The organism is Sphingomonas sp. GW821-FHT12D09, assembly GCF_058807215.1.
Genome location: NZ_JBXAQL010000002.1, coordinates 111,616 through 137,582 on the forward strand (window position 1 = coordinate 111,616; position 25,967 = coordinate 137,582).

Consider the following 25,967-nt stretch of genomic DNA (forward strand, 5'->3'; position numbering starts at 1 on the left):
GATTCCGGTTCGGCCCTTGATATGAGCGCAGGCGGGGGCACCATGCCCGCCTCGCGCGACCCGGGCGTTGTCGCCCTGCTCGTTTCCTTCGTATTGCTCGCGGCGGCGCTGGTCGGCGCGCTGTTCCTGGTCCAGGGGCAGCAGCAGGCGCAGCGCTGGGTGGCGCACACGCTCGAGGTGGAAGAGCAGCTGAGCAGCGTGCTCTCCGGCGTGCAGCAGGCCGAGACCGGCCAGCGCGGCTACATGATCACCCGCAACACCGAATATCTCGAGCCCTATATCCGGGGGACCCAGAGTATCGGCGGCGAACTCGCGGAGCTGCACCGGCTTGTCGCGGACAGTCCGGTGCAGGCGGCACGCGCCGTAAAGCTGGACGCGCTGATCCGGAGCCGGATCACCCGTCTCGCCAAATTCGTCGAGATGATCCGCCGGGGTGACAATGCCGCAGTGGCCTCGGGCATCAAGACCAATGTCGGCCTGAATCAGATGCGCGCGATCCGCACGCTGGTGGACGAGATGCGCTCGTACGAATCGCAACAGCTTGCGGCGCGGAGCGCCAGTGCCGCCCGCCAGGCGACCCTGTTGCTGCTGTGGCTGGCGCTGACTGCGATCGGCGTGGCGGTGGTGGCGTTCTTCGTCACGCGCACGGCGATGCGGCGCACCCATGCTGCGATGCTGGCACGCGACGCGGCGGAAGCCGCGCACACCCAGCTGCTCGCGGAGACTGCCCAGCGCGAGGCGGCCGAGGCGCAGCTGCGCCAGCTCGGCAAGATGGAATCGGTCGGCCAGCTGACCGGCGGCATCGCGCACGACTTCAACAACATGCTGGCGATCGTGATCGGGTCGCTCGACATGGCCAAGCGCCGGATCGGCAAGGACCCCGACAAGGCCGCGCAATCGATCGACAATGCGCTGCAGGGTGCCGAGCGCGCCGCCCAGCTGACGTCGCGCCTGCTCGCCTTTGCGCGCCGCCAGCCGCTGGCCCCGGGCGCGCTCGATGCGAACAAGCTGGTCGCCGGCATGTCCGAGCTGCTGCGCCGGACGATCGGCGAGACGATCCGCTTCGAGACGGTGCTGGCCGGCGGGCTGTGGCCGGCGTTCATCGATGCGGGCCAGCTCGAGAACGCGCTGGTCAATCTGTGCGTCAATGCGCGCGATGCGATGCCCGAGGGTGGGCGGCTGACGATCGAGACGGCGAACACGCATCTCGACGACGCCTATGCCGCCACCCATGCTGAAGTGGCCGCGGGGCAATATGTGATGATCTCGGTCACCGACACCGGCCTTGGCATGCCGGAGGAAGTGATCGAGCGCGCCTTCGATCCATTCTTCTCGACCAAGGAAGTGGGCAAGGGCACCGGGCTGGGGCTCAGCCAGGTCTATGGCTTCGTCAAGCAGTCCGGCGGGCATGTGAAGATCTATTCCGAGCTGGGGGTCGGCACGATCCTGAAGCTCTATCTGCCGCGCCATTTCGGCGAGGACGACCGCCGCCCGGCACCGGCGGCCTCGGCCGAGCTGCCCCAGGGCCGCGGCGAGATCATCCTGGTCGTCGAAGACGAGGAGCAGGTGCGGATCATGTCGGTCGATGCGCTGCGCGAGCTCGGCTATGTCGTGGTCCACGCATCTGGCCCGCTCCAGGCGTTGGCGATGCTGGAGAGCCATCCGAGCATCGACCTGCTGTTCACCGACATCGTGATGCCCGACATGACCGGGCGCGTCCTGGCCGACCGCGTGCACGAGATACTGCCGAACGTGCCGGTGCTCTATACCACCGGCTATACCCGCAATGCGATCGTGCATAACGGGATGCTCGACCATGACGTCGACTTTCTTGCCAAGCCGTTCAGCATCGGCCAGCTCGCGGTAAAGGTGCGCCAGGTGCTCGACGGGCGGGAGTGAGGGCTCTCCAACTCCCCTCCCTAGGAGGGAGGGGAATTAAATGACATTCCTCAGAACTGCCCCGGCGCGTCCCTGAGCGGATCGGCCACCGCTTCGCCGCCCTTGCGGAAGCAGATGAAGTCCAGGATCGCTTCGTTGATGCTCTCCGGCTTGGCGACCTTGACCTCGTTGATCGACTCCGAAGGCTCGCTGCGCATGAACTTTCCGCCGGCGGCGAAATAGCTGTACTCGAGCGTGCGGAAGCTCTTGGCCGTGCAGGCGAACTCGGTGCGGATGCGCGCGGCGATGATGCCATCGCCGATCGGCTTGACATAGACGCTCTCGACATCGCCGACGATCTTGTCGCCCAGCGTGCGCAGGCTGGCGAGATCGACATAGCTCTGCGTGGTCTCGTTGCCGCCGACGCGGTACCATTGCTGAGCGGCGGCCGGGGTGGCGAAGGGCAGCAGGGCAATGGCGATCAGCAGCAGGCGCATGACGGTTTCCCTCGTGTTTCCGGCACCCTGCCATGACTCCATTTCGGGGGAAAGGGGCCGGCTGGCCGGAGCGGGTCGAGGCGGCTAGGATGGCCGCATGACCACCCAACGCTGGCTCCAGCTCGCCACCGCGCTCACCGCCCTGCTGCTCGTCTTCGTCCTCGCCGTCGCCTGGCACAGCGCGGTGGAAGAGCATCGCCTCGCGCAGGATATCGGCGCGCGCACCCAGGCGACGATGGAGCGAATCGAGGCCCGGGCGAACGCGCTGGAGAATAAAGCGGGGCGGTAGGGCGCGGCGGCCGACACGACCGGGCCCGCCCCGATAGGGTTGTCACGCTGAACTTGTTTCAGCATCCAACTCTCCCCAGGCGATATCGCTCGAAGCGCTTTGAACCCTGAAACAAGTTCAGGGTGACGGAGTAATTGCGAAAGCGCCGCGCGAATATCGAATGACGATACGGGCCGAACTTGCGCGCCTCACATCGCCGGCTTGCGGAACTTGTAGATGAACTGGTCGGTCTTGCCGCGGACCTCGGGCGTGAAGACGTTCGCGGTGTGCGGGTCGGCGGGGTTGCGCAGCAGGGGCAGTTCGCCTTCGAACTTGAAGCCGGCGCCCTCGATCTCCGCCCTGGCGGCGGCGGGGTCGATGCGGTGGAGGGTCTGCGGCACGGCGAAGGCGGGATCGGAATTGGCGGCATGGTCGATCACCAGCAGCACCCCGCCGGGCTTGAGCGACTCATAGAGCTTCCTGGCGATGAAAGCGGCGGCGCCGGGGGGCGCGGACTTGAGGTGGAGATCATGCCAGTTCTGCACCGTGATGATCGCGTCGAGCGGCTCGGGGAAGGCGAAGCTCTTCAGACTGTCGCTCAGGGGGACGACATTGGCGCGGCCGGCCACTGCGGCCTTCTGCTCATCGGCATAGGCGGCGCGGAACGCGATGAACTCGGCAGGCTGATAGGCATAGACCTTGCCCGTGGCGCCGACGATCGGTGCGATCAGGCGCGTCCAGTATCCGCCGCCCATGATGAAGTCGGCGACCTTCTGCCCCGGCGCGATGCCGGCGAATGCGAGGATCTCGCCCGGGTGGCGGGCGGCGTCGCGATCCTTGTCGGCCTGGGGCCTGCCGGCATCGGTGAGCGCGGCGGCGATCGGGGCGGGGACGGTCTGGGCATGTGCCGCAAGCGGCATGGCGAGCGCGAGCAGCGCGGCGGACAGGGCGAGCTTCATGGGACGACTCTCCTATGTGTTTGAGCCGAGCATGACACATTGATGTGACCGTTCAAGTTGCCCGCGGCGAAAGCGGCTCCTAAATCCCATCCGACGATGTCCGATCCCAATTCCCCCAACCGCTTCAACGAGGAAGCCGCCACCTATGCGGTGCGCGGCGCCGACGCGCCTGATCTTGAGGCCGGCGTGGCGGCGATCCGCAATGTGCTGAAGACATTGCCGGTGCGCCCCGGCGTCTACCGGATGCAGGATGCGCGCGGCGACGTGCTGTATGTCGGCAAGGCGCGCGCGCTCAAGAACCGGGTGACCAACTATACCCAGGTCCAGCGCCTCTCGAAGCGGCTGCAGCGGATGGTGGCGCAGACCCGGTCGATGACGATCGTCACGACCAACAACGAAGCCGAGGCGCTGCTGCTTGAGGCGCAGCTGATCAAGCGCTTCCGCCCGCCGTACAACGTGCTGCTGCGCGACGATAAGAGCTTCCCGTTCATCCTACTGCGCCGCGACCATGACTATCCGCGCATCCAGCTCCACCGCGGCGCGCGCAAGGTGAAGGGCGATTATTTCGGGCCGTTCGCCGGGGCAGGGCAGGTGCGAAAGACGCTCAACGCGCTGCAGAAGCTGTTCCTGCTCAGGAGCTGCACCGACAGCTTCTTCAATACGCGCGACCGGCCGTGCCTGCTCTACCAGATCCGCCGCTGCTCGGCGCCCTGCGTCGACCGGATCAAGCCGGCCGCCTATGAGGAGCTGGTCGATGACGCGCGCGACTTCCTGATGGGCAAGAAGACCCAGGTCCAAGCCAAGCTCGGCGCGCAGATGCAGGCGGCGGCGGAGGGGCTCGATTTCGAGCTGGCGGCGATCCTGCGCGACCGGCTCAAGGCGCTGACTTTCATCCAGGGCAGCCAGGCGATCAATGCCGAGGGTGTCGGCGATGCCGATATCTTCGCGCTCGCCAACAAGTCGGGCGTGATGGGCATCCAGGCCTTCTTCATCCGCGGCGGCCAGAATTGGGGACATCGCAGCTTCTTCCCGGCGCACACCAACGAAGTGAGCGAGGACGAAGTGCTCGCGGCCTTCCTGATGCAATTCTACGAGGAAGTGCCACCGCCGAAGATCATCTTCGTCGATCGCAACCTGGAGGAAGCAGCATTGCTCGCCGAGGCCCTGGCGGAGCGGGCCGGGCACAAGGTCGCGCTGGGCGTGCCGCAGCGGGGCACGCGGCGGCGGCTGCTCGACCAGGCCAAGCGCAACGCGGTGGAAGCGCTGGACCGGCGATTGGCCGAGGGAACGACGCAGGCGAAACTCCTCCGCGAAGTCGCCGATCTGTTCGAGCTGCCCGAGCCGCCCGACCGGATCGAAGTCTATGACAACTCGCACATCCAGGGCACCAATGCGCTGGGCGCGATGGTCGTCGCGGGGCCCGAGGGCTTCCAGAAGAACCAGTATCGCAAGTTCAACATCAAGCGCGCCGAGACGGCGCCGGGCGATGACTATGCGATGATGCGCGAAGTGCTCAGCCGCCGCTTCGCCCGAGCGCAGGAGGAGGACCCGGACCGGCAGGGCGGCAACTGGCCAGACCTGGTTCTGCTCGACGGCGGGCGCGGGCAGCTCAATGCGGCCAAGGCGGTGCTCGAGGATCTCGGCATCGAGGACGTGTGCATGGTCGGCGTCGCCAAGGGGCCGAACCACGGGCGGGAAGGCCGCGAAGTGTTCCACCTGATGGACGGACGCGAGTTGACCCTGCCGGTCAATTCGCCCCTGCTCTTCTACCTCCAGCGGCTGCGCGACGAAGTCCACCGCTTCGCGATCGGCGCGCATCGCGACAAGCGCGCCAAGGCGATCGGTGCGAGCCCGCTCGACGAAGTCCCCGGCATCGGCCCGGCGCGCAAGAAGGCGCTGCTGATGCATTTCGGCACGGCGCGGGCCGTGCGGGCGGCAAGCCTGGAAGACCTGCAAAAGGCGCCGGGAGTGAGCGCGGGCGTGGCGCAGCAAGTCTATGATTATTTCCATTCCCGCTGATTTGCCGCTTGCCTGAACGGCCGGGACTTTCGAAACCTTGGCCGGTTATTCCGGGGAGGATTCGATGGTTCGGCGTTTGATGGTTGCGGCCTTGCTGTGCGGCACGGCCGGGGTGGCCCATGCGGGCGACAAGCCGCTCTACCAGCCCGTCCCCGCCTGGGTAACGCTTGCGCCCGAGCCGGCCACCGCCAATCTGGGCAATGACGCTCCGGCGATGATGATCGGCGACGTCCAGGCGCGCCTCGCCGACGGGCAGAGCTGGATCTATTATGAGCGCGCCACCCGCCTCGCGACGATCCAGGGGGTCTCCAGCGCCGGCACGGTGAAGATCGACTGGCAGCCCTCGCATGGCGACCTGATCGTCCACGGCGTCGATATCCTGCGCGGCGGCAAGCGGATCGATGCGCTGAAGGGCGCCAAGTTCAGCGTGATCCAGCGCGAGGAAGGGCTCGAGCGGCTGATGCTCGACGGCCGGCTGACCGCGACGCTGGCGGTGGAGGGGCTCCAGGTCGGCGACGTGCTCGACCTGCGCTATTCGGTCACCAGCAAGGATCCGACGCTCCAGGGCAATGCAGTCGCGATCGGGCCGATCTTCGCCGAGCCGATCAAGATCGGCTTCGCGCGCACCCGGCTGCTCTGGCCGACGGGCACCGATGTGAAGTGGAAGACCTATTCCGAAGGCGCCACCCCCGAGCAGCGCGATGCGGGCGGCTGGCACGAGATGGTGTTCAAGCTGCCGGTGATGCGCCAGCAGCCGAGCCCGTCGCGCATGCCTGGGCGCTTCTTCAAGCCGGGAATCGTCGAGGCGACGACCTTTCCGGATTGGCAGTCGGTCTCCAGGACGATGGAGCCGCTGTATCGCACCCAGGGCCTGATCGCGCCGGGCAGCCCGCTCGCCGCCGAAGTGGCGAAGATCGCGGCGGCGGAGAAGGACCCGCTGCGCCGCACCGCGGCGGCGCTCGCGCTGGTGCAGGGCAAGGTGCGCTATCTGTTTAAGGGCATGGACAATGGCAATTATGTGCCGCAGTCGCCAAGCGAGACCTGGTTGACGAAGTATGGCGACTGCAAGGCCAAGACGCTGCTGCTGCTCGCCATCCTGCACGCGCTCGGCGTCGAATCCGAGGCGGTGATGGCCAATCTGGGTAATGGCGATCTGGTCGCGGCGCGGCTGCCGTCGCCGGCCGCGTTCAACCATGTCTTCGCCGTCGCCCGCGTGAACGGCCAGACCCTGTGGCTCGACGGCACTGCCTCCGGCACGCATCTGGAGGACATTGCCGACGTGCCGAGCTTCGGCTGGGTGCTGCCGCTACGCACCGCAGGGGCCGTGCCCGAGGAAGCGCCGAACCGCGTGCCGGCGCGGCCGGCGCAGATCGGCACGCTCGACATCGACATGCGCGGCGGGATCAACCTTGCCGCGCCGTTCGAAGCCGAAGTCACGCTGCGCGGCTCCACGGCGGACATGATTCGCAACATCTCGGCCAACACCGACAAGAAGGAGATTCGCGAGCAGTTCCAGAAGCTCGTTCCGCCGGGCGGCGGCGAAGTGATCGTGACGGCGAGCGACTTTTCGTTCGACGACGCGGCGGGCACTGCGACGATCAAGCTGAGCGGCATCGCCAATAGCCGCTGGACCTATGCCGACAGCCGCTATCGCTACGATATCGGATCCTCGGGCGGTGGCTTCGTCATGCCCGACCGCTCGCGGGCGAGCTGGAAGGACGTGCCGGTAGAGACCGGTGGCGCGATGCGTTCGAAGCGAACGGTACGGATCAGGCTGCCGGACGGCGGGGCGGGCTTCAGCTTCGATGGCAATCCGGTGCTCGACACGGACCTCCCCGGCGGCATGCACGTGGCGCGCAAGGCGGTGCTCGCCGGCGAGGTGCTGACCATGGAGTTCGAGAACAGCCAGACCGGCGCCGAGATCGCGCCGGCCGATTTCGCGACGGCGCGCGCCCAGTTCGCCGAGGCCAAGAACCGCCGGCTCGGCGCGCGCACCGTGACGGGCTATCCCTCGCCCTGGCACGGCGTGCCCGCTGCCAAGGCCGCGCACCGCTATGATGTCGTGCTGGCGCGCTTTGCGAGCTACATCGCCGACAAGCCGGAGGAGCCCGGCCGCTATGTGGCGCGCGCCAATTTCCTCAACTGGATCCTCGAGCGCGACAAGGCGATCGCGGACCTCGACAAGGCCATCGCGATCCAGGCCGATGCCACCAGCTATCGCCGACGGGCCGGACTGTACGAACTGATCGGCAACAAGAAGGCGGCGATCGCGGACTATCGCGCGGCGCTCGATCTGGAGCCGGGCGACGCCGCCGCGCTGGGCCCGCTCACTGCGCTGATGGCCGAGATCGGCGAGAAGGACGCGGCGCTGGCGATGCTCGACGAGAAGATCGCCGAGGAAGGCGAGAACATGCCGGCGATGCTTTCGCTCAAGGCGACTGCATTGTCGCGCGCCGGCGATGCCGAGGGCGCGATCGCGGCGAGCGATGCGGCGATCGAGAAGAAGCCGGGCAACGGCCAAATGCTCAACAATCGCTGCTGGATCAAGGGCACGATGAACGTCCAGCTCGATACCGCGCTGGCAGACTGCACGCGCGCGATCCAGCTGAGCGGCGACAGCGCGGCGGCGCTCGACAGCCGGGCGATGGTCTATTTCCGCCAGGGCAAGCTGGCCGAGGCGCTGGCCGATCTCGAGGCGGCGCTGGAGCAGCGGCCCTCGGCGGCGTCGAGCCTGTTCCTGCGCGGGATCGTGAAGGCCCGCATGGGCAAGCTGAAAGAAGGGCAGGCCGACATCGCCGATGCCCGGCTGCTCTCGCCCAAGGTCGACGCGGATTATGCGCGCTGGGGGATCAAGGCGTAACCCGTCATCCCGCGAAGGCGGGGATCCAGAGTCAGGCAGGGCCTCCCCAGGCAGCATAACCCTGGATCCCCGCCTTCGCGGGGATGACGATTATTGGAATGCTGAGTCTTTCAACTAAAGGCCCGCCATTCGCCTTTTCTTCACGCCCGCATGCTAGGCGGGCAGCATGGCTACCCGTGTCTTCATCACGATCGACACCGAGATCATGTGGCGGCACCATGTCGCCGGGCTCGATGTCGATACGATCGTCCAGCGCTCGCTGGAACCTGCCAATGTCGGCGTCGCCTGGCAGCTCGAGCAGCTCGCCCGGCATGATCTCAAGGCCTGCTTCTTCGTCGATCCGATGCCGGCGCTGGTCTATGGCCTGGAGCCGATCAAGCGCGTCGTCGGCGCGATCCTCGAGGCGGGGCAGGAAGTGCAGCTGCACTTGCACCCCAACTGGACCGGGGCGCATGCTGGCGACAAGGGAACCACCTATGGCCCCTTCGAGCTGATCGATTACAGCCTTGAGGAGCAGGTCGAGCTGCTCGCCGCCGCCTCCGACATGTTGGTCGCGTGCGGCGCGTCCGAGCCGATGGCGTTCCGCTCCGGCAGCTATTCGGCGAGCGACGACACGCTGGCGGCGCTGGCGCAGCTCGGTTTCGAATATGACAGCAGCCACAATGGCTCCGAACATCCCTGGCCGAGCGCGATCGGGCTGGGTGAGCGCCAGATCGCGCCGATCGCGCATCGCGGGATCATCGAAGTGCCGGTCACGCTGATCGAGGACCGCGCCGGGCATCTCAGGCATTTCCAGATCTGCGCGCTTTCGGCCGGCGAGATGCGCGCTGCGCTCGATCATGCCGTGCTGCGCAGCCATTCGGCCGTCACGATCGTCAGCCACGGCTTCGAGCTTGCAAATCGCGCCGGGACGCGGCCTAACGCCGTGCATGTGCGGCGCTTCGAGGCGCTGTGCCGCATGCTGGCCAGCCGCCGGGGGGTGTTGGTGACCGAATTCTTCGCAGACCGGCCGCGCATGGCGCTCGGGCAGGACGATGCTCCGCTCGGGCCGAGCCTGATCCGCACGCGGCTGCGCCAGGCCGAGCAGCTCTGGTCGAACCTGGTCGAGGAGCGCGCCGCGTGAACGCGATGAGCGACGTGACCGCGGAGGCGCCCCAGGCGAAGGCGACCAGCCTGAAGTTCGAGATCGGCGCACGCACGCTGGCGACGATCCAGCGCCAGCTGGTGCGCCTGCCGCTGACGCTGGACGAGGCCCGCGCCGACCGGGTGCCCGCGCTGCCGGTGCTGCCGCGCGAGGCGCATGGCTATGTCGTGACCTCGCTGCCCGAGCATCTGGTGCCGGGACTGGTTAAGGCATCGGACGACATGCTGCCCTTCATCCGCCAGCGCTACACGCGCTATTTCACCGATTTCGGGGTGGGGTTCGATGGCTGGTGGAACGGGCTGTCGTCCAACGCCCGCCAGGGGATCAAGCGCAAGGCCAGGAAGATCGCGGCCGAGAGCAGTGGCGAGCTCGACGTCCGCGCCTTCCGCGCGCCGCACGAGCTGGAGGCATTCCACGACGTCGCACGGCGGATCTCGCTCAGGACCTATCAGGAAAAGCTGCTCGGCTCGGGTTTGCCCGACAGCCCTGAGTTCCTGGCGACGATGCTGGCGCAGGGTGCAGCCGGCCAGGTGCGGGCCTGGCTACTCTATATCGCGGGCGAGCCGGCCGCCTATCTCTACTGCCCGGTGATCGCGGGCGGCGTGGTGCTCTATGCCCATGTCGGGCACGATCCGGCGTTCAACGACCTGTCGCCCGGCGCGGTGCTCCAGCTCGAGGCTATGCGCGAGCTATTCGAGGAGGGCGCGTTCAGCCGCTTCGACTTCACCGAGGGCGAGGGCCAGCACAAGCGCCAGTTCGCCACCGGCGGGGTAGACTGCGTCGACCTGTTCCTGTTGCGGCCCTCGCTGGCGAACCGCGTGACGATGGGCGCATTGGGCGGGTTCAACCGCAGTGTTGCCGGGGTGAAGGCGCTGGTGAAGCGGGCCGGGCTGGAGAAATTCGCGAAGAAGGTGCGGCGGGGCGGCTAGATTTAATTCCTCCCCGGAACGGGAGGGAGACCATCGCGTCAGCGATGGTGGAGGGGGCCCGCTCTCCACAAGCTGATATGTCCGCGGATAACGGGGCCCCTCCACCACGCCGCTTCGCGTCGCGGTCCCCCTCCCCGTTCCGGGGAGGAATTGGTAGGACGCCTTCATGCACCTGCGCGCCGAAGCCATCATCCTGTCCGTTCGCGCGCATGGCGAGCATGGTGCGATCGTGCGGGCGTTCACCGAAGAGGACGGCGTCCAGCCGGGCTATGTCCGCGGGGGGCATGGCCGGACGCTGCGGCCGGTGCTGCAGCCGGCCAATCTGGTGCAGGGCGAATGGCGCTCGCGGACCGAGGATGCGCTGGCCGGGCTAACGGTGGAATTGCTCCACAGCCGCGCGGCGATGTTCTCCGAAGCCTTACCCGCGGCCGCCTTCCAATGGGCGACCGCGCTCTCGTCCTTCGCCTTGCCCGAGGCGCAGCCCTATCCGCGGCTGTACAGCGCGCTCGACGGCGTGCTCGCCGCGATCGAGGCGGCGCCGGCGGCGCGGGGCTGGGCAGTGGCGATGGTGCGCTATGAACTGCTGCTGCTCGCCGAACTGGGCTTCGGGCTCGACCTCGAGCATTGCGCGGCGACCGGGCGCAACGACGATCTGGCCTATGTCAGCCCCAAGAGCGGCATCGCAGTGAGCCGGATCGGGGCCGAGGGCTATGAGAACAGGCTGCTGCGCCTGCCGCGCTTCCTGGTCGAAGGCGGCGAGGCCGGATGGGACGATATCCTCGACGGCCTCAAGCTTACCGGCCATTTCCTCGAGCGTGACCTGCTGATCGGAAAAGGCGCCGAGCTGCTCGCCGCACGCGCGCGGCTGGTCGATCGGTTGAAGCGGGCTGTTGCGTGACGGACACAAGAGCGGCAAAGCGGGCCGCGACGATGTGGGGAGCTTGAGTTGCCGCTGATTGCTGTACTGCCCGGGGACGGGATCGGGCCGGAAGTGACGCGCGAGGCGCGCCGGGTGCTGGAAGCGCTCGCGCTGGGCTTGGACTTCGAGGAGGCGCCGGTCGGTGGCGCGGCCTATCTGCTGACCGGGCGGCCGCTGCCCCAGGAGACGCTGGACCTCGCGAAGAGAGCCGATGCCGTGCTGTTCGGCGCGATCGGCGATCCGCGCTTCGAGGCGCTGGAGCGGAGGCTGCGCCCCGAGGCGGCGCTGCTCGGCATCCGCCGCGAGCTCGGCCTGTTCGCCAATATCCGTCCGGCGACGCTATTCCCTGCGCTCGCCGATGCCTCGCCGCTCAAGCCCGAAGTGGTCGCGGGGCTCGACCTGGTCATCGTCCGTGAACTGGTCGGCGATGTCTATTTCGGCGAGAAGGGCCGGCGCCACAACGTCGAGGGCCTGCGCCAGGGCTTCGATGTGATGAGCTACAACGAAGCCGAGGTGGAGCGCATTGCCCGGGTCGGCTTCGAGATGGCCAAGCGCCGCAAGAAGAAGCTCTGCTCGGTCGACAAGGCCAATGTGCTCGAGACGTCGCAGCTGTGGCGCGATGTGGTCAACGAGCTCTCGACCGAATATCCCGACGTCCACCTGACCCATATGTATGTAGACAATGCCGCGATGCAGTTGGTGCGCGCACCGGCGGCGTTCGACGTGATCGTGACGGGCAATCTGTTCGGCGACATCCTCTCCGACCAGGCGAGCATGTGCGCGGGCTCGATCGGCATGCTGCCCTCGGCATCGTTGCGCGCGTGGAGCGGGGACAATGGCATGTACGAGCCGATCCACGGCTCGGCGCCGGACATTGCCGGGCAGGGCAAGGCCAATCCATGCGGCGCGATCCTGTCGGCGGCGATGCTATTGCGCCATTCGCTCGGCAATGAAGAGGTGGCCCAGAAGGTGGAAGCCGCGGTCGGCGCGGCGCTCGCTGCGGGCGCGCGGACCGCGGACCTTGGCGGCTCGATGTCGACCAGCGAGATGGGCGATGCGGTGCTGAAGGCGCTCGCGTGATCCCAGACCAGCTCGAGCTCGCGGTCGTCATCCCGACGTTCAACGAGCGGGCGAACGTGCCGCTGCTGATCGCAAAGCTCGACGAAGCGCTGACCGGGCGGAACTGGGAAGCGATCTTCGTCGACGACAACAGCCCGGACGGGACGGCGGATGCGGCGCGCGAGCTGGGGCGGCGCGATGGCCGCGTGCGGGTGATCCAGCGGATCGGGCGGCGCGGGCTTTCCTCGGCCTGCATCGAGGGCATGTGCGCGACGGCGGCGCCCTTCGTGGCGGTGATCGACGGCGATCTGCAGCATGACGAGACGTTGCTGCCCAAGATGCTCGACGCGCTGGAAGGCAGCGCCGATCTCGACGTGGTGATCGGCTCGCGCTTCGTCGATGGCGGCGGCACCGGCGAATGGGATGACGACCGCGTCGCCAAGTCGGCCTTCGCGACCAGGCTTTCGCGCAAAGTGCTCAAGGCCGATCTCTCCGATCCGATGAGCGGGTTCTTCATGATCCGCACCGGTATCGTGCGCGACTTGGTGCCGACGCTGTCGGCGATCGGGTTCAAGATCCTGCTCGACATCATGACCGCCTCGCACCGGCCGCTGAAATTCCTCGAGCTACCCTATGTGTTCCGCACCCGGGCGCTGGGTGAGAGCAAGCTCGATTACGTCGTCGCGATGGAATATCTGATCGCGCTCTACGACCGGATGTTCGGCAGGGTCGTGCCGGTGCGCTTCGTGATGTTCTCCGGCATCGGCGCGGTCGGCGCCGCGGTGCATTTCCTCGTGCTCGCGCTGTTCTTCCGCGGGCTGAACTGGCCGTTCGTCGGCGCGACGATCCTCGCCACCGCGATCGCGATGACCTTCAACTTCTTCCTCAATAACGCGCTGACCTATCGCGAGCAAAGGCTGAAGGGCTTCGGCCCGATGCTGGGCGGCTGGGTGTCGTTCTGCGTGGTGTGCAGCGTCGGTGCTGCCGCGAACGTCGGCGTCGCGGCGTTCCTGCACAATGTCCAGCACGGTGACTGGCGCTTCGCGGCGCTCGCCGGGATCGCGGTTGCCGCGGTGTGGAACTTCGCGCTGTCGTCGCGCTTCGTCTGGGGACGCTATTGAGTCAGCGCCAGCTCCCCAGCCACATCCAATGGGTAAAGCCCTGGCTGTCCGCCAGCGGCGCGCCCGAGAGGACGGGGTAGAAATAACCGAACATCAGCAGCGAGAGCGCGGTGAACCACTCTTCCCAGCCGCGGTTCCTGTCCCGGTCGAAGTGGAGGAAGGCGACCGGCAGCACCATGCACAGGAAGATGCTGCTCGGGTGATAGTAATAATAGAAGCCGATCGACTTGGGGATCACGGCATAGATCGCCAGGCTGGCGGTCCATAGCAAAGCCATCGCCAGCGGCTTGATCGCCTTGTCCTTGAACCAGGCCCAATAGCAGGCGAGGACGGCGACCAGCCCGCCCCACATGATCAGCGGATTGCCGATCAGCAGCACGCCGCGCTGGGCGCCGCGGTCCCATTCATAGAAATACCAGATCGGCCGCAGCATCAGCGGCCAGCTCCACCAGCTCGACTGATAAGTGTGGTGCGGCAGGATCTGGGTCTGCATCTGCCACATATGGATCTGCAGCGCGAAGAGCCCGGACAGGGGCAACGGATCGGTGGTGTAGAAGAAGGCCGGCATGAAGGTGATGAAATAGGTGGCCACGCTCACCACGCCCAGGACGAGGATCGCGGTAATGGCGGGCAGGCCGGCCCAATGCGGCTGGTCCTTGCCCGAAAGCGCCGAGAGCACGGGCTTGTTGGCGCGCCGCGCATCGCGAATGCGGATGACGAGGAAGGCGAGGGTGGCCAGCACGATATAGGGCACGCCGGCCCATTTGACCGCGGTGACCAGCCCCAGCAGCACGCTCGCCGCGACCCAGCGCCACCACACCGCCTTGCCACTGCCCTGCATAGCCCAGAGGAACATCACCAACGCCCAGACGAGCAGCGCACCGAGGAATATGTCGAGCATGCCGGTGCGCGCCTGGACGTAGACGGTCTGGTTCAGCACCGTCAGCAGCGCGCCGATCACCGCCACGCGCATGCGGCGGGTGAACAGCCACAGGAAGGCGAATACGCCCAGCACCGTCGCGGTGCCGCCTAGGGTCGAGGCGATGCGCCAGCCGAAGGGATTGTCGCCTAGCAAGGCCATGCCCGCCGCGATCAGCTCCTTGCCGAACATCGGATGCTCGACATTGCGCGGGCCGGACAGGTCGAGCAACGCCTGCGCCGCGGGCAGGTAATGCACCTCGTCGAACATGATCACGCTGGGCTGATCGAGATGGACCAGGAACAGCATCTGCGTGGCGATGGCGAGCAGCAGGGCAACGGTCCAAGGACGGCCCTGCAGGGCCTTGAGGCGATCGAGCATGGGGCGTTGATTAGCCGACCGTTCCGCCTCCGTCATGCCCCTTCGTCATCCCCGCGAAGGCGGGGATCCAGAGTGGCAGCGCGACGTCCTTCGTGGCTCTAGATCCCCGCCTTCGCGGGATGACGAAAGAAGGGCTTGTCGGCGCCCAAGTGACGACCGGTGTTGACGTGGGCGCTCGCTCCGCCGCAAAGCAAACCCATCATGAAGCGTCACACAGGCCAGGACCGCAGCGTCACCCGCAATTGGAAGCCCGCTACCCAGGCCGTGCGCGGGGGCACCGCGCGTTCGGAATGGGGTGAGACGAGCGAGGCGATGTTCCTCACCTCGGGCTACGCCTATGATTGCGCGGGCGACGCCGCCGCGCGCTTCGCGGGCGAGCAGCAGGGCATGACCTATTCGCGCTTGCAGAACCCGACGGTGGAGATGCTCGAGGAGCGGATCGCGCTGTTGGAAGGCGCCGAGGCCTGCCGGACGATGGCATCTGGCATGGCGGCGATGACCGCGGCGATCCTCTGCCAGGTCAGCGCCGGCGACCATATCGTCCAGGGCCGCGCCGCCTTCGGCTCGTGCCGCTGGCTGACCGACAGCCTGCTCCCGCGCTTCGGCGTGGAGACCACCGTGATCGACGCGCGCGATCCGCAGCAGTTCGAAGACGCAGTGCGCCCGAACACCAAGGTGTTCTTCTTCGAGACGCCGGCCAACCCGACGATGGACGTGGTCGATCTGGAAGCAGTGTGCGGCATCGCCCGCAAGCACGGCATCACTAGCGTGGTCGACAATGCCTTCGCCACCCCGGCGCTGCAGCGGCCGATGGAGTTCGGCGCCGACGTGGTGGCCTATTCGGCGACCAAGATGATGGACGGGCAGGGCCGCGTGCTGGCCGGCGCCGTCGCCGGCACCTCTGCCTTCATCAACGACGTGCTGCTGCCCTTCCATCGCAACACCGGCCCGACGCTGTCGCCGTTCAACGCCTGGGTGGTGCTGAAGGGGCTGGAGACGCTCGACCTGCGCATTCGCCGCCAGAGCGAGAACGCGCTGAAGGTGGGCAGCTTCCTCGAGAAGCGCGTGCCCAAGGTCAATTTCCCGGCGCTGCCCAGCCATCCGCAGCACAATCTGTTCAACCGCCAGATGAACGCCGCCGGCCCGATCTTCTCGTTCGAAGTCGATGGCGGGCGCACGCAGGCCCACGCCTTGCTCGATGCGCTTGAGCTGGTCGATATCTCCAACAACATCGGCGATTCGCGCTCGCTGATGACGCATCCCAGCTCGACCACCCACTCCGGCGTTGCCGAGGAGAAGCGCTTGGAGATGGGCGTAACCGAGGGCATGCTGCGGCTCAACGTTGGGCTGGAGGATTCCGAGGACGTGATCGCCGATCTCGATCAGGCATTGAGAGCCGCCGGGTTGTGATGGATGCGCTGTTCACCGATGCGGCGGAAACGCGCGCGATTACCGTGCGCGTATCGGTGAGCTATCTGCCCGAACAGAGCGAGCCGGCACGCGGCCGCTGGTTCTGGGCCTATCACATCCGCATCGAGAACAGCTCGCCGGTGATGGTGCAACTGCTCACCCGACACTGGATCATCACCGACGGGCGCGGCGCCCGCCATACGGTGGAGGGCGAAGGCGTGGTCGGCGAGCAGCCGATGATCGCGCCGGGGGCGAGCTTCGACTATGTCTCGGGCTGTCCGCTCAGCACGCCGACGGGGAATATGCAGGGCAATTATCACATGATCGGCGAAGACGGTTCGGCCTTCGATGTCGCCATCCCCAAGTTCGCGCTGACAGCGCCGGCGGTGGCGGAATGAGGGATGTTAACGGGGAGAGTGTGTCGCGCTCCTGGAGTCTGGCACAATGAAAAGAACCCATCTCCCCCTTAACGGCCTGCGCGTGCTCGACGCCGCGGCGCGGCACCTGAGCTTCACGCGCGCGGCGGACGAGCTGGCAGTGACGCCGGCGGCGGTCGGCCAGCAGATCCGTGCGCTGGAGGACACGCTGGGCGTCGTCCTGTTCCGCCGCACTACCAAGGGGCTGGAGCTGACGCCGGAGGCGGAGGCAGGCCTCGCGGCGCTGCGCGCTGGCTTCCTTCAGTTCGAGGAAAGCGTGCGCGCGATGCAGGCGGGGCAATCGTCGAAGTCGCTGACCATCGCCGCGCCGCGCGACCTGACCGCCAAATGGCTGATGCCGCGCCTTGCCGAAATCGCCCGCGGCGACAGCGAGATCCGCTTCATGCTCGTCCCCGCCGACGACGCGATCGACTTCACCGAGGCCAATCTCGACCTCGCCATCCGATGGGGCGAAGGTCCGGGCGAGCATGAAGGCGAGGCGCTGGAGAGCGACGGCATGGTCACGGTCGAGCGGGCAGGCGGCAGCATCGATGTGCGCATTTCCTGGCCGGGCTGCATGGCCGAGGATGCCGGGTCGCTGGTCCGCGTCGCCGATGCGGGGCTGGCGCTTGAGGCCGCGGCCGAAGGGCTCGGCCGGGCGACCGTGCCCGAGCTGCTCGCGCGCACCGATATCGCGTCGGGCCGCGTCGTGGTGGTCGGCGAGCCAAAGGCTTCGAAGCTCGGCTATTGGCTGGTCGCGCCGCTGCCCCAATGGCGCCAGAAGAAGGTGAAGACGCTGGTCGACGCGCTGGCGTCCTGAGCCGACTGGCCAAGGCGCTGGTCCCCGGCCGCTCCGATCCGGCTCAGCGGCCCTTGTCGGTCGCGGATTTACCGGGCGGATCGGCGGTGATGTCGAGCGACGAGATCCGGCCCTGCGATGAACGCACGGCCATGCGCGAGCCGGTCTGGCCGCCGACGTCGAAGACATAGGAGAAGCGTTCGAGGCGGACCATGCCGCTGGATCCAGCCGGCAACGCGAGCGGCAGGTACCGCCGCCTGGCAACCGACTCGAGCGCGAGCTCCCGCCAGTTGCGCTGGGCGCCATCGGACATGCGCAGCGCCTCGACGTCCTGCACCCGGCCATCGGCATCGACGCGGAAGCGCACGTCCATCCACTGTGGCGCAGTGTTGAAGCTGACCTTGTAGTCCAGGTCCGGCTCGCGCGAGAGCACTTCCATCGGCGGGCTGTAGACCAGCACGGCGCGATCGGTGCGCTGGTCGCCAAGGTCGGCCATCGCCTTGTCGAATGCCGCCATATCGCTGCCTTGGCCGGCGAGGCGGGCGGCGAGGATCCGGGCGGCGGCGCGATGCGGGGCCAGCTCGGGCTCCTGCGTGTCGAGGACGCGGCGGATCGCAGCGCGGGCGTCGCCGGCATAGGCGACGTTGATCTTGGCGAGGGCGACATTGACGATCGCCGGGCGCAGCAGCGCCATGCCGACGACGTCGAGCTCCCCGGCCTTGCGCGCCTGCTTCTCGACCTTGCGGTACACTTCCTCGCCGGCAATGACGCGGCCCTGCTTCACATATTCGTCGCCGGTCGCGATGCGCTGGACGAGGATGCGTGCGTCGGCCGAGCCGAGCCCCTCCTTGAGGGCCTCGAGCGAATCGATCTGGAGAAGGCGCCCCTGCTCGGGGTAGCCGCTGAGATTGGTCAGCCGCCCATAGGCGCGGGACAGGTCGGCGACATCGGTGGGATAGTCGCGCGCGAACCGCCGGTTGCGGTTGTGCGAGGCGGCGAGGGTCTCCCGCGCGGCCTGATATTCGCCGGCGATGAACTGGTTCTCGGCATGCGCGATGGAGGCGTCGATATCCTCCCTGGGCGGGCAATGGCGGGCGATGCAGTCCTTGAGCAGCCTGGCGCTCTTGTCCATCGGAGTGCCGGTGACCACGATCGCCGGGGGCTCGTCGGCATTGTTCTGCTGGGCGAGCGCGGGGGTGGCGATCAGGATCGGCAGGAGGGCAAGGACTCGACGCATCTCGGGGTCTCCCTTTTTCGAACCGGCAGGATACGCAATTTCCGGGACATTTCCATGCCTGGATTTGGCAATCGTGACGGCAGCGCGCAAATTTCAGGCATTGGCCCGCGCGGCGTTGTCCGGGGCGGCGGCAATTGGCTATGGTTCGGCCATTCCAACCCGGAGAGCCGATCATGCCCGAAAGCCCCTGGCGCCATCATAGCCGCAGCCCCGGCCTGGCCGACGATATCGATTTCGAGATCAAGGGGCAGGAGCTCCAGTTCGTCGAGATCGAGCTCGACCCGGGTGAAAGCGCGGTGGCCGAGGCGGGCGCGCTGGTGTGGAAGGATGCGAGCGTCGGCATGACCACCGTGTTCGGCGATGGCAGCGGCCAGGGCGGCGGCTTCATGGGGGCGCTGCTCGGCGCGGGCAAAAGGCTGGTGACCGGCGAGAGCCTGTTCACCACCGTCTTCACGCACAACGGCTCGGGCAAGGCGCGCGTGGCGTTCTCGGCCCCCGTGCCCGGCGCGATCGTGCCGCTCAAGCTTGATCAGATAGGCGGCACCCTGATTTGCCAGAAGGACGCCTTCCTCTGCGCCGCCAAGGGCGTGTCGATGGGCATCGCCTTCCAGCGCCGCGTGATGACCGGCCTGTTCGGCGGCGAGGGCTTCATCATGCAGAAGCTCGACGGCGATGGCTGGGTGTTCGTCCAGTTCGGCGGCATGGTGGTCGAACGCGAACTGGCCCCGGGCGAAGAGCTCCACGTCGATACCGGGTGTCTCGCCGCCTACACGCCCGGCGTCGAGTTCGACCTGATCACCGCAGGCGGGGTGCGCAGCGTGTTCTTCGGCGGCGAGGGCTTGTTCTTCGCGCGGCTGCGCGGGCCGGGCAAGGTGTGGATCCAGTCGCTGCCCTTCTCGCGCCTGGCCGGCCGGATGCTCGCCGCCGCCATGCCGAACGGCGGGCAGAATCGCGGCGAAGGCTCGATCCTCGGCCCCCTGGGCGACATCATCGGAGGCAATCGTTGAGCCGGCCGATCCCCAATCTCAACGATGCCGAGGAACGCCGTGCCTATCGCCGCGAGCTGCTCGGCGTCGCCCGCGGCCCGCGCCGCACCGGGGTGGCGCTGGCGGTGCTCGGTTCGGCGCTGATCCTGGTCAACGCCTATTGGACGCCGATCCCGAACCTGGTCGTCCTGGCCGCGATCGTCGCCGGCTTCGCGCTGATGATCCTGGGGATCGGCGCGCGCAGCAAATATCACAAGCGGCGGATGCGCGGGGAAATCTAGGGTGCGGTCAGCTCGGCCGCCTTGCCGATCAATGCGGCGAAGCGGCCCTGATCGACTTCCTTGGCGGGATCGTTCCAGCTGCCGGTGACGACATACCAGTCGCCATTCTGCGCCTGGAGCAGCAGCGTCATGTTCATCACGCCGGGCTCCGATCCGCCCTTGTAGCCGATCCACTGCCACTTGCCGCGCACATCGGGGCTGACGCCGGGGTTGGTCGACAGGATCTTGCGCGCATCCGTGCCGGCAAGGCCTTCGGTATTGCGGCGCAGCCAGTCCATCACGCGCACCAGGTCGTTCGGGCTCTCGAACCATTCGAGCGTGTCGATCATCCTGGGCGTCTTCTTCAGGAAGCTGGTCTGGTCGATCAGAATCACCGGCACCGCAGCCGCTTCGCCGTCGAGCAGCTTGCGCCGCCCGGCTTCGTCGAGCGCGAGATAGCGGTCGCCCAGTCCGGCGACGCCCTTCAATTTGAACATGTCGAGCGTGGCGAGGAAGGGCCTGTTGCGCGCCGGATCGGCAATGCCGAGCACGGGCATCATCGCTTCCACCTTCTCGCGGCCCAGCGTCTTGAGGAGGATATCGGTCGCGCTGTTGTCGCTGATCGAGATCATCTGCGTCGCCAGCTCGCGCAGGCTGACCTGGGTGCCCTTGGGCTTGCTGGCGTAACCGCCGCCAGGCAGGGGGCTGCCGTCGAGCGTGACGAGATCGTCCCATTTGCGTGTCCCCGCATTGGTGGCGCGGACCAGCTCGGCGAGGATCACCAGCTTGAATGCGGACCCGATCGCATAGGGCTTGTCGGCATTGCGCCCGGCGAGCAACTGCGGCGTGCCCGCGCCCAGCCTGGCGATCGCATAGCCGGTCTCGCCGTGCAGTGCGGCGAGCGCGCTTTCGACCTGGGGCATCGTCTTCTCGGCGGCCTCGAAGCCGCGGACGAGCAGCCCGCCCACCTGGTGCGGCGCCGCCGGATCGGCGACGAGCAGGACGTTGGCCACCGCGGTTTCATATTGCACGCGCACGGTCGCGCGCCAGGGCGTCTCCTGCGCGACGCCCAGGATCGCGATCGGCTTGCCATTGGCTGCGATCAGCTGCGCGGTGACGCCGACGAACTTCTCCCTGGGCACCTTCTCCTGGAAGGCGGGCGTGAAGAACGCCGCATAATCGCCGCCGCCGTTCAAGATCGCGAGCAGCTCGCCGAGCCGCACGGTGAAGGCGGGATCGGCCTGGGCAGGCTGCGCCGCGGGCGCGGCAGCTGGCGCCGTCTGCGCGGCCGCGGGCACGGCAAGCGCGAAAACCGGAAGGGCGAGAAGCAAATGGCGCATGTGCGGAGCTTTCGATTACAGTTGTAGTCGTGTTACTCGCCTGATACACGCGCAGGCGACGTGTCAACTTCGTTGCGCAGCCGTCATAGCGCATGAAAATCATGATATCAACATTATTGCGCGAAGCGGCGCCGGCTCAGGCGTCGATCACTTCCTCGTCGAGCCGCGCCGCATTCTCCTGGATGAAGGCGAAGCGGTGCGCGGGGTTGTTGCCCATCAGCCGGTCGACCAGGTCCTTCACCACCGCGCGCTCCTCATATTCCTGGGGCAGGGTGATGCGCAGCAGGCCCCGGCTGGCCGGGTCCATCGTGGTTTCCTTGAGCTGGTTGGGGTTCATCTCGCCCAGGCCCTTGAAGCGGCTGACTTCGACCTTCTTGCCCTTGAACACCGTCGCCTCGATCTCGGCGCGGTGCGTGTCGTCGCGGGCATAGGCGCTCTTCGATCCCGAGACGAGGCGATAGAGCGGCGGCTGGGCGAGGTAGAGATGCCCCTGGCGGACCAGCTCGGGCATTTCCTGGAAGAAGAAGGTCATCAGCAGCGTGGCGATATGGGCGCCGTCCACGTCTGCGTCGGTCATGATGATGATCCGCTCGTAACGCAGGTTGCTGGGATCGCAGTCCTTGCGGGTGCCGCAGCCCATGGCGAGGATCAGGTCGGCGATTTCCTGGTTGGCCAGGATCTTGGCGGAGGTGGCGCTGGCGACGTTCAGGATCTTGCCGCGGATCGGCAGGATCGCCTGGGTCTTGCGGTTGCGCGCCTGCTTGGCCGAGCCGCCGGCCGAATCGCCCTCGACGATGAACAGCTCGGTGCCCGCGGGATCGTCGGCCGAGCAATCGGTGAGCTTGCCGGGCAGGCGCAGCTTGCGGCCCGAGGTCGCGGTCTTGCGCTTGACCTCGCGCTCCTGCTTGCGGCGCAGGCGATCGTCCATCCGCTCGACCACATAGCCGAGAAGCGCGCGCCCGCGCTCCATATTGTCGGCCAGGAAATGGTCGAAATGATCGCGCACCGCCTTCTCGACCAGGCCGGTTGCCTCGGGCGAGGTCAGCCGGTCCTTGGTCTGCGACTGGAACTGCGGATCGCGGATGAACACCGAGAGCATCAGTTCGGAGCCGGTCATCACATCGTCGCCGGTGATGTCCTTGGCCTTCTTGTTGCCGACTAGCTCGCCGAACGCGCGGATGCCCTTGGTCAGTGCCGCGCGCAGGCCCGCTTCATGGGTGCCGCCATCGGGCGTCGGGATGGTGTTGCAATACCAGCTGTACGAGCCGTCGCTCCACAGCGGCCACGACACCGCCCATTCGACGCGCCCGTTATTCTCGCCCGGGAAATCCTGGCGCCCGGCGAAGAAATCCGCGGTGGCGCATTCACGGCTGCCGAGCTGCTCCTTGAGGTGGTCGGCAAGGCCCCCGGGGAACTGGAACACCGCCTCGGGCGGAGTCTCGTCGCTGATCAGCTCCGCATCGCACTTCCAGCGGATCTCGACACCGGCGAAGAGATACGCCTTGGAGCGGACCAGCTTGTAGAGCCGGCTTGGCTTGAACAGCATCTCGCCGAAGATCTCGGCATCGGGGACGAAGCTCACCGACGTGCCGCGCCGGTTGGGCGTGCCGCCGAGGTGCTCGAGCGGCCCCAGCGTCTGGCCCTGGCTGAAGCGCTGGCGATAGAGCTGCTTGTCGCGCGCGACTTCGATCGTGGTGTCGATCGACAGCGCGTTGACCACGCTGATGCCGACGCCGTGCAGGCCGCCGCTCGTCGCATAGGCCTTGCCCGAGAACTTGCCGCCCGAATGCAGCATCGAAAGGATCACTTCGAGCGCCGACTTGTCGGGGAATTTCGGGTGCGGATCGATCGGCATGCCGCGCCCATTGTCGGTAATGGTGATGCGGTTGCCGGCCTCGAGCAGAACCTCGATGCGATTGGCATGGCCGGCGACCGCCTCGTCCATCGCATTGTCGAGCACTTCGGCGGCGAGGTGGTGGAGCGCGCGCTCGTCGGTGCCGCCGATATACATGCCCGGGCGGCGCCGTACCGGCTCCAGCCCCTCAAGGACCTCGATCGAGGAAGCGTCATAGGTGCCAGAGGGCACGCCCGGCGCGGCAAACAAGTCTTCAGCAGCCATGGAGAACGTATAGGGGGTGCGGGGGGAAGGGCGCAAGCGGAGGGGGTGCTCTTAAATCCTCCCCGAGCTTGTCTCGGGGAGGAATTGAAAGTCAGGCCACCTTCAGCTGCGCGATGAACTTATCGGTCGCTGCTTCCAGGGCCAGCGCGGCCTGGGAAAGCCCCGTCGCCGAGCAGGAGACGCGGTCGGACAGTTCCTCGGTGTCGCTCGCCACGGTGGCGACCGCGCCGATACGCTCGGCCATGCGGGTGGCGCCCTGGGCGGTGTCGTGCGCGGTCGCCTCGATCATGCCCGCGGCGAGGCGCTGGCCATCGACTTCGGCGCGGATCGACTCTGCGGCAGCGGCGACTTCAGCGACGGTGGCGGCGATCTCGCCCAGCGCGTCATGCGCCTCGGTCGCGCCGCCCTGGACAGTGCCGGCGAGCGCGCGGATCTCTTCGGTGGCGTGGCCGGTCTGGTTGGCGAGCGCCTTCACTTCATGCGCGACCACCGCAAAGCCGCGGCCGACTTCGCCGGCGCGCGCCGCCTCGATCGTCGCGTTCAATGCGAGCAGATTGGTGCGTGCCGCGATTTCCTGGATCGATTCGGCGAATTCGCTGATCGTGCTGGCGCGGTCGGCGAGCGAGCGGACGGCATGTTCGCCCGAGCGCGAGACGCCACGCGCGGCACCGCTCAGCGTCGCCTGCTGGTCAACGCTGGTGGCGATCGCCATGATCGAGGAGGAAAGCTGGCGCACCCCCATGGCCAGGCCCTCGGCAGTCTCCGAAGCTTGGGCGGCGATGTGGACGGTGGCGGCAAGCTCGCCGCTGGCGCGGTGGGCGAGCGTATTGAGCGAGCGGGCCGAATGGTCGAGGTCGCTCGACGCGCGCGTCACGTCGCGCACCGTCTCGGCAACCGATTCCTGGAAGGCGGTGGCCAGCGCCAGCATCTCGCGGCGGCGCTCGGCACTGGCGCCGCGCTCGCTCGCCTCGCGGCGTTCGCGCTCGGCACGCTCACGGGCTTCTGCGGCGCGCACAGCGGCAAGCGCCGATTCGGCATCGTCGCGGCGCGCGGTCGCGTCTGCGGCGAAGCGCTCGCTCTGCGCACGGGCATCGGCCTGGGCGTCGATCAGCCGGACGAGCTGGGTGGTGAGGTAATAGAGCACGGCGAACTGGAGCAGCACCGCCACCGCGTGGAAGATCACCCGCCCGAAATCGCCGCCGCCTTCGAACACCCAGGCCGGGGGCAGGAGCTGGAAGAGAATGTGGTGCGCCGCAATCAGCCCGCAGGCGAGCGCGATCGGCTTCCAGTCATAGAGCAGGGTCAGCGCCGCGAGCCCGACGAAGAAATACATGTGCGCGTCCATCTGCCAGGCATGGCCGGTGAGCGCATAGACGGCGAGTGCGGGCTGGATCGCGGCGAGCGTGCCGACGATCAGCCGCGCGGACAGGTCGTGGCGATGGCGCAGCGCGACGATGGTCGGCGCGACATTGGCGGCGGCGCCGAGCAGCAGGGTGATCCACTCGCGCTGGCCGCCGCGGAGCAGCACGCCGAGCACGAAGACGGTGACGACGGTTGCCCAGCTGGCCACCACCAGCACTTCGACGCCGCGGCGGCGCAGGCGATCGATCTCGTTCATGCCGCTGCTCCCCCGCACAAGGCCGGCGGGGCGGCGAGGATCATGACGCCCTCGCCGGTCAACGCCGAGGCGATGGCGAGATGGCTTCCGGCGATGACGAAGCTGCCCGGGATCGGGCCGCTGCCGAGCAGCTGCGCGCCGCCATCGACGGCGCGGGCGAGCATGTGCCTGGCTGCGCCCGGCAGCACAGGCACGAGGAGCATCCGCCCCTGGCTCGGCGGCCAGAATGCCGCACAGGCCAGCGCTACCAGGACGAGCGCGAGCTGTGCGCTCAGGGCATGGCGGGCCAGGAATCCTCCGAAACGGTTCATTGCTCCCGCCTAGTCCGAGGAAGGTTAGCAAACGGTAAACCAAGTATGAATGCGTAGATCCGCCGTCGAAACGAACTTCGGGGTGTCGCGTTGGACGCGGATGATCGCGCTGCTTCTCGACCTCGCCAACATCCTGGGCGGCTTCCTGCTCGCCACGGCCTTGCTCGCCCAGTCGCCGCGGGTGGGGGACGATCTCGCCCGATTCGCCGGCAAGCTGGCGCCGTTCGGCTGGATCGTCGGCATCGTCGCGCTGGCGGCGGGCGGCTATTGGCTGATCGTCCACCTGACCAGCGGGCCGCATGTCTTCCATTTCGAGATCGTCGGGATCGGCGTGGGCCTGGCGCTGCTCTGGGACCGGCTGACCAGCCAGGCGGCGCCGCAGGGCGGCACCAGCGGGCGCGGGCTGCTGCTCGCGATCTTCGGCATCATCGCGATCCTGACCGGGCTGCAGGGGCTGTTCACGCCCGACGGGTGAGGCCCCGAAAGCAATCGGGCTGCGGATCGCTCCGCAGCCCGAT

Annotated in this window: 23 protein-coding genes; 15 read left to right on the plus strand and 8 right to left on the minus strand. The window is 67.5% G+C overall.

Features of this window, described 5'->3' with window-relative positions; genetic code table 11:
* Positions 1–21 precede the first annotated feature (21 nt).
* Positions 22–1,899: a CHASE3 domain-containing protein gene (locus tag AC1RPL_RS10355; protein WP_493069223.1), complete on the plus strand. Its 1,878-nt coding sequence runs from the start codon at positions 22–24 to the stop codon at positions 1,897–1,899.
* 50 nt (positions 1,900–1,949) lie between these two features.
* On the opposite strand, the gene AC1RPL_RS10360 is transcribed toward AC1RPL_RS10355, so the two are convergent.
* On the minus strand, positions 1,950–2,375 hold the full coding sequence (locus tag AC1RPL_RS10360) for a surface-adhesin E family protein (protein ID WP_493069224.1): 426 nt from the start codon (positions 2,373–2,375) through the stop codon (positions 1,950–1,952).
* A gap of 97 nt (positions 2,376–2,472) precedes the next feature.
* On the opposite strand from AC1RPL_RS10360, the gene AC1RPL_RS10365 reads away from it, so the two are divergent.
* Positions 2,473–2,664: a hypothetical protein gene (locus AC1RPL_RS10365; protein WP_493069225.1), complete on the plus strand. Its 192-nt coding sequence runs from the start codon at positions 2,473–2,475 to the stop codon at positions 2,662–2,664.
* Positions 2,665–2,852: 188 nt separating this feature from the next.
* Here AC1RPL_RS10365 and AC1RPL_RS10370 read toward each other — a convergent pair whose 3' ends face one another.
* A complete protein-coding gene (locus AC1RPL_RS10370; protein ID WP_493069226.1) occupies positions 2,853–3,602 on the minus strand; it encodes a class I SAM-dependent methyltransferase in 750 nt (249 codons plus the stop codon).
* A 96-nt stretch (positions 3,603–3,698) separates the two neighbouring features.
* Here AC1RPL_RS10370 and uvrC point away from each other — a divergent pair, with 96 nt between their 5' ends.
* From uvrC to AC1RPL_RS10405, 7 genes are all read left to right on the plus strand, one after another.
* Positions 3,699–5,621, plus strand: a complete 1,923-nt coding sequence (gene uvrC / locus AC1RPL_RS10375; protein ID WP_493069227.1) for an excinuclease ABC subunit UvrC — start codon at positions 3,699–3,701, stop codon at positions 5,619–5,621.
* A gap of 64 nt (positions 5,622–5,685) precedes the next feature.
* Positions 5,686–8,481 carry a DUF3857 domain-containing protein gene (locus AC1RPL_RS10380; protein WP_493069228.1) on the plus strand — a complete coding sequence of 932 codons (2,796 nt, stop codon included), beginning with the start codon at positions 5,686–5,688 and terminating at the stop codon, positions 8,479–8,481.
* A 166-nt stretch (positions 8,482–8,647) separates the two neighbouring features.
* Positions 8,648–9,604: a polysaccharide deacetylase family protein gene (locus AC1RPL_RS10385; protein WP_493069229.1), complete on the plus strand. Its 957-nt coding sequence runs from the start codon at positions 8,648–8,650 to the stop codon at positions 9,602–9,604.
* Between the two features lie 5 nt (positions 9,605–9,609).
* On the plus strand, positions 9,610–10,554 hold the full coding sequence (locus AC1RPL_RS10390; protein ID WP_493069834.1) for a GNAT family N-acetyltransferase: 945 nt from the start codon (positions 9,610–9,612) through the stop codon (positions 10,552–10,554).
* A 166-nt stretch (positions 10,555–10,720) separates the two neighbouring features.
* A complete protein-coding gene (gene recO, locus AC1RPL_RS10395) occupies positions 10,721–11,452 on the plus strand; it encodes a DNA repair protein RecO (RefSeq protein WP_493069230.1) in 732 nt (243 codons plus the stop codon).
* Between the two features lie 48 nt (positions 11,453–11,500).
* Positions 11,501–12,553 carry a 3-isopropylmalate dehydrogenase gene (gene leuB, locus AC1RPL_RS10400; protein ID WP_493069231.1) on the plus strand — a complete coding sequence of 351 codons (1,053 nt, stop codon included), beginning with the start codon at positions 11,501–11,503 and terminating at the stop codon, positions 12,551–12,553.
* Positions 12,553–13,653: a glycosyltransferase gene (locus AC1RPL_RS10405; protein ID WP_493069835.1), complete on the plus strand. Its 1,101-nt coding sequence runs from the start codon at positions 12,553–12,555 to the stop codon at positions 13,651–13,653. The genes leuB and AC1RPL_RS10405 overlap by 1 nt, the downstream gene beginning before the upstream one ends.
* Before the next feature lies 1 nt (position 13,654).
* Here the strand turns inward: AC1RPL_RS10405 and AC1RPL_RS10410 are convergent, their stop codons facing one another.
* Positions 13,655–14,953 carry a phospholipid carrier-dependent glycosyltransferase gene (locus AC1RPL_RS10410; RefSeq protein WP_493069232.1) on the minus strand — a complete coding sequence of 433 codons (1,299 nt, stop codon included), beginning with the start codon at positions 14,951–14,953 and terminating at the stop codon, positions 13,655–13,657.
* Between the two features lie 201 nt (positions 14,954–15,154).
* Here AC1RPL_RS10410 and AC1RPL_RS10415 point away from each other — a divergent pair, with 201 nt between their 5' ends.
* Genes AC1RPL_RS10415 through AC1RPL_RS10425 form a run of 3 tightly spaced genes read left to right on the plus strand, consistent with a single transcriptional unit; the run spans position 15,155 to position 17,599 of the window.
* The gene (locus tag AC1RPL_RS10415) at positions 15,155–16,363 is read left to right on the plus strand and encodes a trans-sulfuration enzyme family protein (protein WP_493069233.1); all 1,209 of its coding nucleotides are present in this window, start codon (positions 15,155–15,157) and stop codon (positions 16,361–16,363) included.
* Complete coding sequence (gene apaG, locus AC1RPL_RS10420; protein WP_493069234.1) at positions 16,363–16,761, plus strand: Co2+/Mg2+ efflux protein ApaG; 399 nt, start codon at positions 16,363–16,365, stop codon at positions 16,759–16,761. The genes AC1RPL_RS10415 and apaG overlap by 1 nt, the downstream gene beginning before the upstream one ends.
* A gap of 46 nt (positions 16,762–16,807) precedes the next feature.
* Positions 16,808–17,599 (plus strand): LysR family transcriptional regulator, encoded by a 792-nt coding sequence (locus tag AC1RPL_RS10425; RefSeq protein WP_493069235.1) that lies wholly within the window; start codon positions 16,808–16,810, stop codon positions 17,597–17,599.
* A gap of 43 nt (positions 17,600–17,642) precedes the next feature.
* On the opposite strand, the gene AC1RPL_RS10430 is transcribed toward AC1RPL_RS10425, so the two are convergent.
* On the minus strand, positions 17,643–18,815 hold the full coding sequence (locus AC1RPL_RS10430) for a hypothetical protein (protein ID WP_493069236.1): 1,173 nt from the start codon (positions 18,813–18,815) through the stop codon (positions 17,643–17,645).
* 173 nt (positions 18,816–18,988) lie between these two features.
* Here AC1RPL_RS10430 and AC1RPL_RS10435 point away from each other — a divergent pair, with 173 nt between their 5' ends.
* The gene (locus AC1RPL_RS10435; RefSeq protein WP_493069237.1) at positions 18,989–19,822 is read left to right on the plus strand and encodes an AIM24 family protein; all 834 of its coding nucleotides are present in this window, start codon (positions 18,989–18,991) and stop codon (positions 19,820–19,822) included.
* On the plus strand, positions 19,819–20,082 hold the full coding sequence (locus AC1RPL_RS10440) for a hypothetical protein (protein WP_493069238.1): 264 nt from the start codon (positions 19,819–19,821) through the stop codon (positions 20,080–20,082). Before AC1RPL_RS10435 ends, AC1RPL_RS10440 begins: the two co-directional genes overlap by 4 nt.
* Here the strand turns inward: AC1RPL_RS10440 and AC1RPL_RS10445 are convergent.
* From AC1RPL_RS10445 to AC1RPL_RS10460, 4 genes are all read right to left on the minus strand, one after another.
* Complete coding sequence (locus tag AC1RPL_RS10445; RefSeq protein ID WP_493069239.1) at positions 20,079–21,401, minus strand: serine hydrolase; 1,323 nt, start codon at positions 21,399–21,401, stop codon at positions 20,079–20,081. The two genes, AC1RPL_RS10440 and AC1RPL_RS10445, sit on opposite strands and share 4 nt — an antisense overlap.
* Positions 21,402–21,537: 136 nt before the next feature.
* The gene (gene parE, locus AC1RPL_RS10450; protein WP_493069240.1) at positions 21,538–23,520 is read right to left on the minus strand and encodes a DNA topoisomerase IV subunit B; all 1,983 of its coding nucleotides are present in this window, start codon (positions 23,518–23,520) and stop codon (positions 21,538–21,540) included.
* Between the two features lie 91 nt (positions 23,521–23,611).
* Complete coding sequence (locus AC1RPL_RS10455) at positions 23,612–25,138, minus strand: methyl-accepting chemotaxis protein (RefSeq protein WP_493069241.1); 1,527 nt, start codon at positions 25,136–25,138, stop codon at positions 23,612–23,614.
* Positions 25,135–25,449 carry a hypothetical protein gene (locus AC1RPL_RS10460; RefSeq protein WP_493069242.1) on the minus strand — a complete coding sequence of 105 codons (315 nt, stop codon included), beginning with the start codon at positions 25,447–25,449 and terminating at the stop codon, positions 25,135–25,137. Before AC1RPL_RS10460 ends, AC1RPL_RS10455 begins: the two co-directional genes overlap by 4 nt.
* A 100-nt stretch (positions 25,450–25,549) precedes the next feature.
* Between AC1RPL_RS10460 and AC1RPL_RS10465 the strand changes: the two genes are divergently transcribed.
* Entirely contained in the window at positions 25,550–25,924 is a 375-nt protein-coding gene (locus AC1RPL_RS10465) for a hypothetical protein (RefSeq protein ID WP_493069243.1), read from the plus strand.
* Positions 25,925–25,967: the final 43 nt, after the last annotated feature.